Annotated in this window: 13 protein-coding genes and 1 tRNA gene; 7 read left to right on the top strand and 7 right to left on the bottom strand. The window is 67.7% G+C overall.

Features of this window, described 5'->3' with window-relative positions; all coding sequences use genetic code 11:
* The first annotated feature begins 133 nt into the window (after positions 1-133).
* Positions 134-1,549: a sugar porter family MFS transporter gene (locus ABSL23_RS06825; RefSeq protein ID WP_059055654.1), complete on the top strand. Its 1,416-nt coding sequence runs from the start codon at positions 134-136 to the stop codon at positions 1,547-1,549.
* Between the two features lie 78 nt (positions 1,550-1,627).
* Positions 1,628-1,822, top strand: coding sequence for a hypothetical protein (locus ABSL23_RS06820; protein ID WP_059055652.1), 195 nt, complete (start codon positions 1,628-1,630; stop codon positions 1,820-1,822).
* 108 nt (positions 1,823-1,930) lie between these two features.
* Here the strand turns inward: ABSL23_RS06820 and ABSL23_RS06815 are convergent.
* A tRNA-Tyr gene (locus ABSL23_RS06815) sits at positions 1,931-2,004 on the bottom strand.
* A gap of 120 nt (positions 2,005-2,124) precedes the next feature.
* On the opposite strand from ABSL23_RS06815, the gene ABSL23_RS06810 reads away from it, so the two are divergent.
* The 3 genes from ABSL23_RS06810 (at position 2,125) to ftsZ (ending at position 4,175) form a co-directional block, all read left to right on the top strand.
* Positions 2,125-2,640 carry a zinc ribbon domain-containing protein gene (locus ABSL23_RS06810; protein ID WP_059055650.1) on the top strand — a complete coding sequence of 172 codons (516 nt, stop codon included), beginning with the start codon at positions 2,125-2,127 and terminating at the stop codon, positions 2,638-2,640.
* 174 nt (positions 2,641-2,814) lie between these two features.
* The gene (locus ABSL23_RS06805; protein WP_058981067.1) at positions 2,815-2,982 is read left to right on the top strand and encodes a ribbon-helix-helix domain-containing protein; all 168 of its coding nucleotides are present in this window, start codon (positions 2,815-2,817) and stop codon (positions 2,980-2,982) included.
* 2 nt (positions 2,983-2,984) lie between these two features.
* Positions 2,985-4,175 (top strand): cell division protein FtsZ, encoded by a 1,191-nt coding sequence (gene ftsZ / locus ABSL23_RS06800; RefSeq protein WP_059055648.1) that lies wholly within the window; start codon positions 2,985-2,987, stop codon positions 4,173-4,175.
* A 57-nt stretch (positions 4,176-4,232) separates the two neighbouring features.
* Here the strand turns inward: ftsZ and ABSL23_RS06795 are convergent, their stop codons facing one another.
* Together ABSL23_RS06795 and ABSL23_RS06790 are read right to left on the bottom strand one after the other, a co-directional pair.
* Positions 4,233-5,195, bottom strand: coding sequence for a TIGR00269 family protein (locus tag ABSL23_RS06795; protein ID WP_059055646.1), 963 nt, complete (start codon positions 5,193-5,195; stop codon positions 4,233-4,235).
* A 202-nt stretch (positions 5,196-5,397) separates the two neighbouring features.
* Positions 5,398-6,783, bottom strand: a complete 1,386-nt coding sequence (locus ABSL23_RS06790; protein WP_059055644.1) for an HD domain-containing protein — start codon at positions 6,781-6,783, stop codon at positions 5,398-5,400.
* Positions 6,784-6,912: 129 nt separating this feature from the next.
* Between ABSL23_RS06790 and ABSL23_RS06785 the strand changes: the two genes are divergently transcribed.
* Positions 6,913-7,560, top strand: a complete 648-nt coding sequence (locus tag ABSL23_RS06785) for a hypothetical protein (RefSeq protein ID WP_059055642.1) — start codon at positions 6,913-6,915, stop codon at positions 7,558-7,560.
* Positions 7,561-7,782: 222 nt separating this feature from the next.
* Here the strand turns inward: ABSL23_RS06785 and ABSL23_RS06780 are convergent, their stop codons facing one another.
* From ABSL23_RS06780 to ABSL23_RS06770, 3 genes are read right to left on the bottom strand one after another with little or no spacing between them, the layout of a single operon-like run.
* Entirely contained in the window at positions 7,783-8,874 is a 1,092-nt protein-coding gene (locus tag ABSL23_RS06780; protein WP_059055640.1) for an aminopeptidase, read from the bottom strand.
* 56 nt (positions 8,875-8,930) lie between these two features.
* Entirely contained in the window at positions 8,931-9,725 is a 795-nt protein-coding gene (locus ABSL23_RS06775) for a methyltransferase domain-containing protein (RefSeq protein WP_059055638.1), read from the bottom strand.
* Between the two features lie 56 nt (positions 9,726-9,781).
* Positions 9,782-10,612, bottom strand: coding sequence for a deoxyribonuclease IV (locus tag ABSL23_RS06770; RefSeq protein ID WP_059055637.1), 831 nt, complete (start codon positions 10,610-10,612; stop codon positions 9,782-9,784).
* A gap of 79 nt (positions 10,613-10,691) precedes the next feature.
* On the opposite strand from ABSL23_RS06770, the gene ABSL23_RS06765 reads away from it, so the two are divergent.
* Entirely contained in the window at positions 10,692-11,225 is a 534-nt protein-coding gene (locus tag ABSL23_RS06765; protein ID WP_059055635.1) for a redoxin domain-containing protein, read from the top strand.
* On the opposite strand, the gene ABSL23_RS06760 is transcribed toward ABSL23_RS06765, so the two are convergent.
* Complete coding sequence (locus tag ABSL23_RS06760) at positions 11,222-12,082, bottom strand: biotin/lipoate A/B protein ligase family protein (RefSeq protein ID WP_353635143.1); 861 nt, start codon at positions 12,080-12,082, stop codon at positions 11,222-11,224. The two genes, ABSL23_RS06765 and ABSL23_RS06760, sit on opposite strands and share 4 nt — an antisense overlap.
* Between the last annotated feature and the right edge of the window lie 91 nt (positions 12,083-12,173).

Below are 12,173 nucleotides of genomic sequence, written 5' to 3'. Positions count from 1 at the left end.
GGGAGATTCGTCGAAAATTCCGCTCAGCTAACTCCGAATACAGGTAGTCGTCGGGGGCGGTCTCGGACGTTGCCGGCACGCAGGAAATCCCGAAGAATTTTTTATAGGTGTAGTAAAAATCCATTACACAACGATGGGACTCACAGACTCCATCGAGACCCTCGGAGGGGAATCCCGCTTCGTCTACGTCGTCGCCGCGATGGCGGCGCTCAACGGCCTGCTGTTCGGCTTCGACACGGGCATCATCTCCGGGGCCATCCTGTTCATCAACGACACGTTCAGCCTCTCGCCGCTCGTCGAGGGCATCGTCGTCAGCGGCGCCATGGCGGGCGCCGCCGCCGGCGCGATGCTCGGCGGACGGCTCGCAGACCGAATCGGCCGCCGAAAGCTCATCCTGCTGTCCGCGGTCGTCTTCTTCGCGGGGTCGTTCCTGATGGCGGTCGCGCCCAACGTCCCCGTGCTCGTCGCCGGCCGGCTCGTCGACGGCGTCGCCATCGGCTTCGCCTCCGTCGTCGGCCCGCTGTACATCTCCGAGATCGCGCCGCCGAAGATTCGCGGCGGCCTCACCTCGCTGCACCAGCTGATGGTCACCATCGGCATCCTCTCGTCGTACTTCGTGAACTACGCGTTCGCGGACGGCGGCGCGTGGCGGTGGATGCTCGGCGCCGGCATGGTGCCCGCCGTCGTGCTCGCGGTCGGCGTGCTCAAGATGCCCGAGAGCCCGCGCTGGCTGTTCAGCCACGGGCGCCCCGACGACGCCCGCCGCGTCCTCGAACGCACCCGCGAGGGGAGCGTCGACGACGAACTCGCGGAGATCGAGGAGACCGTCGAACGCGAGTCCGGCACCAGCCTCCGCGACCTCCTCGCGCCGTGGCTCCGACCCGCGCTCGTCGTCGGCGTCGGGCTCGCGGTCCTCCAGCAGATTACGGGCATCAACGCGGTGATGTACTACGCGCCGACGATTCTGGAGTCCACCGGCTTCGGCAGCACGGCGTCCATCCTCGCGACGGTCGGCATCGGCGCCGTCAACGTCGCCATCACGGTCGTCGCCATCAGCCTCGTGGACCGCGTCGGCCGCCGCCCGCTGCTGCTCGTCGGCACCGGCGGCATGACCGTCACGCTCGCCGGGCTCGGCGTGATCTTCTACCTCCCCGGGCTCTCCGGCGTGCTCGGCATCGCGGCGACGGTCTGCCTGATGCTGTACATCTCCTTCTTCGCGGTCGGGCTCGGCCCCGTCTTCTGGCTGCTCATCTCCGAAATCTACCCGCTGTCCGTCCGCGGCTCCGCGGAAGGACTGGCGACGGTCGCCAACTGGGCCGCCAACCTCGCGGTATCGCTGTCGTTCCCGATTCTCACCGCGAGCGTCGGTCCCTCCGCGACGTTCTGGCTGTTCGGCGTCTTCAGCGCCGTCGCGCTCGTGTTCACGTACTCGCTGGTCCCCGAGACGAAGGGCCGCACGCTGGAAGCCATCGAAGCCGACCTCCGCGAGAACGTCGCCGGCTCCACGGGCAGCACGCCCCACCAGCCGCCGGACGTCGGCGACGACTGAGCGCGGACCGCCAGCCCCGTCGCAGGGCGTGAGAACACGACGGCCTATTTATGTGTTCTCCATGATGTGACTGCGTGTATGCGTCACGAAGCGTGTGTCATCTGTGGCGGGTGGGTCGTCTTCCTCGCCACGTTCGCCCTGACCGCTCTCTTCCCGCCCGTTCGAGGCGTCGTCGTCCCCTCCCTGCTTGGCGTCACCTCCGCCTTCTTCGCGACGCCGGCCATCCACACCGGCCTGCGCGCACGCGGCGCCACGCCCAGCGCGGGCGGCTGACGCGGTCCCCGAGCTGTGGTGGGCTAGTGTAAACGAGAACTGAGGACCCGTCACCCGCGACCGCGCGACGACGCGTTCGAGTCTCGTGGAGTAGACGACGAGAGGAAGTCCGCCCTCCCCGATTTGAACGGGGGGCAAGTCGATCTACAGTCGACTGCTCTACCAGTCTGAGCTAAGGGCGGATGCACTCGTTCGTAGGCCGTGGTTCGGATTTAAGGGTTACCATTCGGGAACGGACGACGCGCGTCAGACGCATGAGGTGGGTTGAAGTCCCCGGCGGTGGTACGTACTACCGAACGGAGATGTCGAAGATTACCTTCCGCGCGGACGACGACCTCGTGGACGCCGTCGACGACCTCGACGAGTCCAAGAGCGAGGTCATGCGCGAGGCGCTGCGCGCGCACCTCGACGGGGCGTCCGACGCGGACGACAGCATCGACGACGTCGTCGCCGAGCGCGTCGACGAACTCGTCGAGCGGCGACTCGGCGTGCGGAGCCGCGAGCGCGACGTAAACGTGCGCATCACGGTTGATACCGCCGACGGGCTGCGCGCGGAGCCGCGCCGCGACGACCAGCGCGCGCCGGGTCGCGAGCCGGCGCACGGCGAAGGCGGTGGACGTGCGGGCGACCGCAGCCGCGAGCAGAGCTGCGCCCAGTGCGGAGAGTCGCTGTCCGACGACCACGTGTTCTGCCCGAACTGCGGCGAGAAGGCGACCCGCCGCGTGTTCTGCGAGTGCGGCGACGAGGTGCGCGCGGACTGGTCGTTCTGTCCGCACTGCGGCCGGCGGACCGCGTCGGCGGACGCGCTCGACCGGTAAGACACTTGTTTACATCCGCCGTTAATTATATACGTTGCCACGCTGTGGGTAGTGGTACGTAAGACGGTTGTCTTACACCGAATCGCACGACGGCGCGGGATTATGACCCGCCGAACGATTCTGTAAGACACACTCGCGGTCGAACGCCGTCTTACCACAACGGGGATACCAAATATGGAGCGTGTGACACTCCGCATTCCGAAACAGCAGATCGACGAGGTCGAACAGATGGTCGAACGGGGCAAGTTCCCGAATCGCAGCGAGGCGATCCGGTCTGCCGTCCGTGAGATGATAGACGAACAAACCGAGCAGACCAGCACGAACAGCTGGGCGAAGGTGTAACGATGCAGGACATCGTTCAGGACGCCCTCGACAACGCCGAAGCCGAGCAACGCGAGATGGACGCCAGCGGCGACGGCGACGAGTTCGGCGACCCGCGAATCGTCATCGTGGGCGCGGGCGGCGCGGGCAACAACACCGTCAACCGGCTGTACAACATCGGCGTCGAGGGCGCCGACACGGTCGCCATCAACACCGACAAGCAGCACCTCAAGATGATCGAGGCCGACACGAAGATTCTCGTCGGGAAGTCCCTGACGAACGGCCTCGGCGCGGGCGGCGACCCCTCGATGGGCGAGCGCGCTACCGAGATGGCACAGGGCACCATCAAGGAGGTGCTCGGCGACGCGGACCTCGTGTTCGTGACCGCCGGGATGGGCGGCGGCACCGGTACAGGCGCCGCGCCCGTCGTCTCCAAAATCGCGAAAGAACAGGGCGCAATCGTCGTCGGCATGGTGTCGACGCCGTTCAACGTCGAGCGCGCCCGCACGGTCAAGGCCGAGGAAGGACTGGAGAAGCTCCGCGACGAGGCGGACTCCATCATCGTCCTCGACAACAACCGGCTGCTCGACTACGTGCCCAACCTCCCCATCGGGAAGGCATTCTCCGTGATGGACCAGATCATCGCCGAGACCGTCAAGGGCATCAGCGAGACCATCACCCAGCCCAGCCTCATCAACCTCGACTACGCCGACATGACCGCCATCATGAACCAGGGCGGCGTCGCGGTGATGCTGGTGGGCGAGACCCAGGACAAGAACAAGACCAACGAAGTGGTCAAGGACGCGATGAACCACCCGCTGCTGGACGTCGACTACCGCGGCGCGAGCGGCGGCCTCGTCCACATCACGGGTGGCCCGGACCTCACGCTGAAGGAGGCCGAGGGTATCGCGGACAACATCACCGAGCGGCTGGACGCGAGCGCGAACGTCATCTGGGGCGCGCGCATCCAGGAGAACTACAAGGGCAAGGTCCGCGTCATGGCCATCATGACCGGCGTGCAGTCCGCGCAGGTGCTCGGCCCGAGCACGCAGAAGCAGGCCGACAAGTCCCGGCAGGAGCTCAAGGACGTCGACGCCGACGCGAAGCAGCGCGCCGTCGACGACAGCGGTGGCTCGACCGGCGAGTTCGGCGCGCACTCCGACGGCGGGAAAGAAGAGGTCGAGAAGAACAACGGCCTCGACGTCATCCGGTAACCGTCCCGGTTCTTTTGCAGTCAGCGTTCGCCCGCGGAGCCGCGGTGTCGCACGCTCTCAGACTGCGTTTACCGCTTCGACCAGCGCGCACTTCCGACACCGGTCTCGGGTCGTCGGCGCACCACACTCCTCGCACTCGCCGACGTCCGCGTCCTCGTCGCTGTACTGGTCGGCAGCGAGCCCGGCGAGCTCCTCGTAGCCGGCCATAATCGAGTGCCGCGTGCCCGGGTGGTTCTCCTCTAACTTCAGCAGGAGGTCCTGAATCTCGCCGCGGAACGCCTCGCTGGAGTGGGGGCACTCCTCCATGTGGACCGGGAGGTCCCGGAGCTGGGCGTACAGCGCGACCTCCTTCTCGGGGACGTCCCGGAGCGGCTTCGCGCGCGGAATCATCTCGTCTTTGGGCGTGCGCTCGTCGAACGGCCCGAGGCTGGCGTCGAAGTGCTTGGCGACCTGCTCGACGTTCCCCTCGAGGATGTTCATCAGCGCGGTCTCGGCCTCGTCGTCGAGGTTGTGGCCGGTGAGGAGCTTGTCCGCGTCGTAGGCCTCGGCGTACTTCGCGAGGAGGTCGCGGCGGAACACCCCGCAGTACGCGCAGGCGGCCATGTCCATCGGGTCGTCCTCGACGACGTCGTCCATCTCGACGTCGAACTCGTCGGCGTACGTGACGACCTCGTGGCGGACGTCGCGGTCCGCGGTGAGCTGTTCGCAGGCCGCGAGGCTTTCGTCGCGGTAGCCCTCGATGCCCTCGTGGATGGTGAGCGCGACCAACTCCACGCGGGGGTCTTCGGCGAACGTCTCCTCGATGATGTCCGTGAGGACGACGCTGTCCTTCCCGCCGGAGAGCCCGATGACCCACGTCTCGGGGTCTTCGGGCGTCGCGTCGTCGGGTAGCATGTCGTCCTCGCGGATGCGCCGCCGCACGCGGCGCTCGACGCTCTCGAAGAGGTGGCGCTCGCAGAGGTGCGCGCCGGAGTACGCCGCGTGCATCACGGCCTCGCGGTCGCACTTGGTGCAATCCATTACGTACGCGTTGGCAGCGCCGGCGTTTCACCGTTACGTCTCACCGAACCACCGCGGCGCGTAAATCCTATTTCGGGATAGCAAATCGGCTGCTGTGCGAGAATCTGGGACACGGAATCGGTCGCGGAGAAGCGCGAGCGGTGACTTAGCCTGATTCAGCGTCAGAAGCGCGTTCGACGGGAAACGCAGCGGGACGGCCGCGTTACGCCTGCTCGTACTGCTTGGCGTGGAACCAGTCGACGAGCGTGCCGGTGGCTTCCGTCTCGACGCCGTGGGGGACGTAGACGAACGGGATGGGGCGGTCGAACGCGCGCTCGCCGTAGAGGCCCCAGTCGCCGACCGAGCGGGTGGTGCCGCCGTACGCGATTGGGATGTCTTCGAGGTCCTGTGGCTCGTACTCGGGGACGTAGGACTGCTCGACCCAGACCTCGTGGTCGGGGACGCCGAGTTCGGCGGCGAGGTCGGCTTCGAGGCGGTCGGCGTGGGCGACCAGCCAGTCGCTGAACGCGTCCAAGTCCGCGTCCACGCGGTCGGCGTACGCGATGCGGTGCTTCCAGCAGGTCTCGGGGAAGCGGCGCGCCCGGAAGCGGTCGTAGAGCGCGGCGAGCGTGGAGTCGGGGTGCTCGCTGGCGGCGACGCGCAACCGCTCCATGAGCGTGTTGTCGTCGATTTCGTCGTCCAGTACGGCGTCGGCGGTGACTGGCGGTTCGTCGGCGAGCGCGGCGAGTTCGTCGAGGAGTTCGCTGAGGAGGACGTGGGCGTAGACGGACTTGTGGTGCTGGGTCACCCACATGTACACCGCGATGCGGCCTTCGAGGTAGTTGCCGATGGTCGAGAGCGCCTTGTCCGAGAGCGCGAGCCCTTCCTCGGGGTGGGCGGTGTAGGAGCCGACCATGCGGTCGGTGTCGAAACTGAGCACGTCCGCGCCCGTCATCTGGTTGTCCCGCGTGATGTAGTCGAGGCGATCGACGTCGATGGGCGAGTGCAGAATCTGGGCGGCGACGCCGTGCTGCCAGCGGCCGCCGCGCTCGTATTCGAGGCTGTATCCGAGGATGTGCGCGCAGACGTCGTGGGGGTCGACGCCCATCTCGCGGAGGCCGTCGGCGAACTCCTTCAGGACGATGAGACAACCGAGGAGTTCGTGCGCGGATGCCTCCCGAATCGGCGCGTCGCCGACGCCGGCGTCCGCGAACGCGTCGTGGAGCCCGCGGTCGGCGAGCCGCTGCTGGAGGTCGTCGGTGTCGATGAAGCGCTCGCCCAGGTGGCTGAACGGCGGGTGGCCGACGTCGTGGAGGAGCGCCGCGCACTCCAGCGTGCGCTGGATATCGTCGAGTTCCGCGGTGGTGGCGTCGCGGTAGAAGTACGACTGCTCGCGGAGGTTCTCGAAGACGGTGCGCGCGAGGTGATAGACGCCCAGCGAGTGCTCGAAGCGCGTGTGGTTCGCGCCCGGGTAGACGAGGTAGGTCGCCGAGAGCTGGCGGACGTGGCGGAGTCGCTGGAACGCGCGGTGGTCGAGGACGTTGTCGACGAGCGGCTGCTCGAGTTCGACGTAGCCGTGGACGGGGTCTTTGATTTGCGTAGCTGGCATGGTGTACCGTCGGTCCGAGCGGACCGACCCGAATTACCCGTCGTAGGGGCTCGGTGCGGGTCGGTCTTTCGATTCCCGACACGGGCGCGTGCGGAACCGTTTTCGGCGTTCGCGGGCTACGGACACGCGATGGACAGGACTGCCGCCGTCGACCGGGTGGAGGCGCTCGTGGAGACGGTCGCGAGCGAGGAGATGCCGGTCCCCGTGCGCGAAATCTGGGTGTACGGCGACGTCGCGCTCGGCCTCGACCCCGTCGAGCGACTGGACGTCTACCTCACGAAGGACATTCTGATGCGCGGGGACGACGCCGACCGCGCCGCGGAGTTCGAGCGCGAGTACGGCGTGAAAGGTGTCGGAAAGACCGTGCGCGCGTCGTGGGCCGACGACCACCCCGAGTTCCTGCGCGCGAACGAGAGCGGCCACGTCGCGCCCGAGCGCTGCCTCGGCGCGCACCTCGTGGACGACGACGAGCCGATTCACCTCGAAGTGTGTAACGCGGGCTTCGAGGATAACGTCACCCAGCGCCTCGAAGGCGCGCGAGCGACCGAAACCTACGAGAACGTCCTCGACCCCCGCGGCGTCTGCCTGTGGGCGGACGGCGAGCGAAGCGACGACGCCTTCCAGAAGCTCCGGGACGGCGAACTCGTCTTCCCGACGCTCGCGGGCGCGCTGGAGATGCTCGGCGCCGACGAGGAGGAAGCCGAAGTCGCCGCCGACGCCGTGGAAGCGCGCCGCGAGCGCGCAGAGGGCGCGACCGTCCGCGGCGACGTAGTTTGAAGTGCGAAGCCGGGACCACCCCGGCGCGTGACCTGACGACTCGCCGGCTGGGGGAGGCGGGAGTGCGGCAGTCCCAGCCGGATTCAGTGCCGCCTGTTAGCCCCGGACCCGAAGAGAAACTGCAGTAGGCGATTACTGGTCCACGAAACCGTCCTCACGGCTCACTTCGTTCGCCGTTCGGTTGGCCGTGGTTCTCACTCACTTCGTTCGTTCCGAACCACGCTATTCCTCGAACCCGTCCTCGAACTTGAACGTCCCGTTGCGCTGGACGATTTCGCCGTCAATTTCGATGTAGGAGTCCTCGCTCATGTCCACGATCATGTCGACGTGGGTGGCGGACTCGTTGAGCGGCTGGCCTTCGGGGACACACTCCTCGATGGCGCCGCCGACGGCCATGTGGACGGTGTCGCCCATCTTTTCGTCGAACAGCATGTTGTACGTGAACCGGTCGATGTCTCGGTTCATCCCGATTCCCAGCTCCCCGAGCCGGCGCGACCCCTCGTCGGTGTTCAGAATGCCTTCCAGCGCGTCCTCGTTCTGGTCGGCGGCGAAGTCCACGACCTCGCCGTCCTCGAACTCCAGCCACGCGCCCTGAATCTCCTTGCCAGCCCGGATGAGCGGCTTGTCGAACAGCACCTCGCCCTCCACGCTGTCCGGCACCGGGCACGTGAACACCTCGCCCGCGGGCATGTTCTTCGTGCCCCAGTCGTTGGCGGCGTCCATTCCGGCGACGCTCATCGTGACGTCCGTGGTGTCCCCGGAGACGACGCGAACCTCGTCGGCGGGGTCGAGGAGCTCCACGAGCTGGGACTGGAACTCGCGCTGTTCGTCCCAGTCCTTGTTGATTGCGTCGTAGACGAATTCCTCGTAGGCCGCCGTGCTCATCTCGGCCTTCTGGGCGGCCGCGGGCGTCGGGTGCTGAGTGATGACCCAGCGCTTCCCCAGTCGCTCTTCGAGAATCGGGCCGCGCGCGCGACTCGCGGCCTGTGACTTCTCCGGCGGCACGTCGCTGCTCTCGAAGGCGTTCCCGCTCCCGCCAATCAGGAAGACGACGTCCGTCTCCTCCATCGCGGCGAGCTCGTGGGCCTTCGTCTCGTAATCGTCGACGTCCATCGCGCGGTTGTACGCGCGAGCGGCGCGCGCCAGCCCCCACGTCAGGGTGGGGCGCGCGCCGACCTCGCCGAGCCGCTCGTAGAGCGCGACGACGAGGTCTTCGGCTTCCTTCGACGCGCGAATCTGGACCATGTCGCCGGGCTGGACGTCGGCGCAGTCGTCGACGAGAATCTCGGCGTGGCGGCGGACTCTGTCGTCCATACGGCGAAATCATCCCCGACGCGAATAAAGCTCGGAGAACCGGAAACCCACCGCAGTTACTCGGGGACGCGGCCGACGGTCACGTAGAACGGCACGGTCTCGACGCGCTCGTAGTCGTTCTCGCGCATCTGTGCGACGACCTCCCGCCCCATCTCGCGCCACTCCGCGCGCAGCGCGTCGTAGGCGTCCGAGGAGAGTCCACCCGCGGCGAGCGTCGGCTGCTGCTCGGCGAGCCGCTCGCCGGTCGCCTTGCGCGCGGCGGCCTCCAGCGCAGCCTCGCCGTACGGGGGCTGGACGGCCTGCACGTGCTCGTACTGCGTCGTGGAGACGTCCACCAGTCCCGCTTCCTCGAAGCAGTCCGCGGCGTCCGCGCCCAGCGAGACGTTCGTGTCCACGCCCTCGATATACGCGTCGCGGGCGCGCGCCGCCAGCGGCGGCTCGCTCGCGACCGTGGACTCGACGGTGACGGCGGCGTTGTTCGGTTCGACGGCCGCCACGAGGTCCGAGGAGACGCGCGCGAACTCCCGCACCGCGGCCACGGGGTCCGAGAGGTTGATGAGCAGCGCCTGACACGCGACGAGGTCGCAGACGCCCCCGCTGAGCGGCAGCCGCGTCGCGTCCCCGAGGAGGCGTTCGTCGGCGGCGACGTGCCCGATTAGGTCGGCGTCAGCGTCCAGCGCGAGCACCTCGGCGTCGGACTCCTCGCGGAACACGGCCGTGAGTTCGCCCGTCCCACAGCCCACGTCGAGAATCCGCTCGCGGCTGCCCAGCCGGAGCGCGTCCAGCGCGTCGCGCTCGGCCCACATCCCGCGGCGCGTCTCCTCGAGGTAGTCGGCGCTGAATCGGCGCACACCTCCACTGAAAACCGGGGTCGGCAAAAGCGGCGGGGTCCTCCTGCAAGCCGAACTCAGTTGTTCCGCAGCTCTCTGACCTTCTCGATGTTCCACGCGAACCCGCGGCCGTCCTCGTGGGGCGTCTCCAGCACGAGCGGCACGTCGGTGATGGCGTCGTGGTTGACGAATGCGTCCATCCCTTCCTCGCCGATGAGGCCTTCGCCGATGTGGGCGTGTTCGTCCTTGTTCGTGCCGCAGTCGTGTTTCGAGTCGTTGAGGTGGACGCAGTGGAGGTGCTCGAAGCCGACGACGTCGTCGAACTCCGCGAGCGTCTCCGCGACCGCCTCGGGCGTCGAGAGGTCGTAGCCTGCGGCGAACGCGTGCGCGGTGTCGACGCAGACGCCGAGGTCATGGGCGGACTCCTCCAGCACGTACGCGAGGTGCTCGAAGTCGCCGCCGAGCTTCGTGCCCGAGCCCGCGTCGCTCTCCACGAGCACGGTGACCCCGTCGGGAATATCGAGTTCGTCGAGCGCGCTGACGGCGTTGTCCAGGCCCTGCTGGACGCCCGCGCCAGTGTGCGCGCCGAGGTGGACGTTGACGTACTCGATGTCGAGCTTGGCGGCGGCGTCGACCTCCTTCTGCATGCTGTCCACGGACTTCTCGCGGAGGTCGTCCTTGGGCGTGCAGAGGTTCACGAGGTACGACGAGTGGATGACCCACGGGCTGTCGAGGTGTTCGTCAGTGCCCTCCCGGAACGCGGCGGCTTCGTCGTCGCCGACGTTCGGGTCCTGCCAGACCTGCGGCGAGTGCGTGAAGATTTGCCCGCAGTTCCCGCCGACGTCCAGTTCGTTCTCGACGGCGTTGTCGACGCCGCCCGCGATAGAGACGTGTGCGCCTACTCGCATACGCTGTCGTTCGCGCCGGGAGGCAAAGAGGCTTCGAAGCGTCGCAACACCTTTGCTGCGGGAGCGCTCCTGTCACCGTATGACTCGGGGGGACGCGCTCGGCGTCGGGGACGAGGTGCCCGACGTGGCGGCACCACTCGTTCAGCCGGACGACAGCGTCGAACAGACAGCGCTGTCGGAACTCTACGCCGACCGGCCCGTGCTAGTCGTCTTCTACACGAACGACTTCAGCCCGGACTGCGTGAACGAGTGGTGTTCGTTCCGCGACTACGGCTGGTTCACGTCCACGGAGGACGTGCGCGTGGTCGGCGCGAGCAAGTCCCGCGTGGCGACCCACCGGCGGTTCATCGACTACCTCGACATCGACTTCCCGCTGTACGCCGACACCGACCTCGCCGTCTCGGACGCGTTCGGCGTCACGTACCGCGCGCTGAAGCTGCTGCCGCGCTCGAAGCGCTCGGTGTTCCTCGTGGACACCGACGGCGTCGTCCGGTACCGCTGGATCGGCGAGCACCCGCTGGACCCGACCCGCGACCAGCCGCCGCTGGCCGAGATTCGGGAGGCCGTCGAGGAACACGTCGGCGGCGAGACAGAGACGTTCGGGTTCAGCTAAGCGGTCCGCTCGCGCGTCCACTCGTCGGTCGCGTACTTCTCGTCGGCGAGTTCGCGCGCCGCTTCGAGTTCGTCGTCGGTCCACTCGCCGACTGCCGCATCGCACCACTCGGCGAGCGCGTCCTCTAGCGCCGACACCGCTTCCTCGCGGCTGATGCCGGCTTCCTCGCGGATACTCGTCACGCGCTCGCGGAACCGGTCGGCGTCGATGTCCTCAGAATACTCCGTGTTCTGATGGGCTGGGGAAGACGACGCTGTCGTCTTCCCAACGCCCGGGTCGGCGAACACGCCGAGGTGGGCGTCGGGCGCGAGGTCGTAGGACAGCGACCCGTGCTGGATGACCGCGTCCCGGGTGCGGTACTGGGCGTTCCCGCTGATTTTCCGGCCGTCCACGGCGATGTCGTGGGCGGGGTGGAGCGCGCGCAGGTAGCACGCCGACTCGTGAATCGCGGGGTGTTCCTCGGGGACGAACGCGGCGTCGACGCCCATCGCGTGGAACGCCGACAGAATCGGCTCGCAGAGCACCTCGTAGCAGTCCATCAGGTCGCCGGGGAGTTCGTCCGCGGGCGCGACGATGCTGTAAGAGATGTCCGCGAACTCGTCGTGGTAGATGCCGCCGCCGCCGGTCTGCCGACGCGTCACGGTGATTCCCTCCCGATCGGCGAAGTCCCAATCGACGGAAGCGGCGTCCTGCCGGTACCCCATCGACAGCGTGGACGGCGACCACTGGTACGCGCGGACCGTGCGCGGCCCGCCGTCGGCGGCCGTCTCCGCGGCGACCTCCTCTAAGGCCATCTGCATCGGGCCGTCGCGGGCCTCCTCGGGAATCAGTCGCCACTCGCGGTCGGCCAGCGTCATACCACGCGGTTCGCGGCCGCCGGCAAAAAGCCGTGCGTCTGGGAGGTCGCCCGGTGTGTCCATCGAGCGCACCGAGCGACGCGGCAATCTG

Source organism: Halobacterium sp. NMX12-1 (assembly GCF_040435975.1).
In the GTDB taxonomy this organism is placed as follows: domain Archaea; phylum Halobacteriota; class Halobacteria; order Halobacteriales; family Halobacteriaceae; genus Halobacterium; species Halobacterium hubeiense.
The sequence above is the reverse complement of the archived record's forward strand: the minus strand, read 5'-3'. Positions and strand labels throughout refer to the sequence as shown.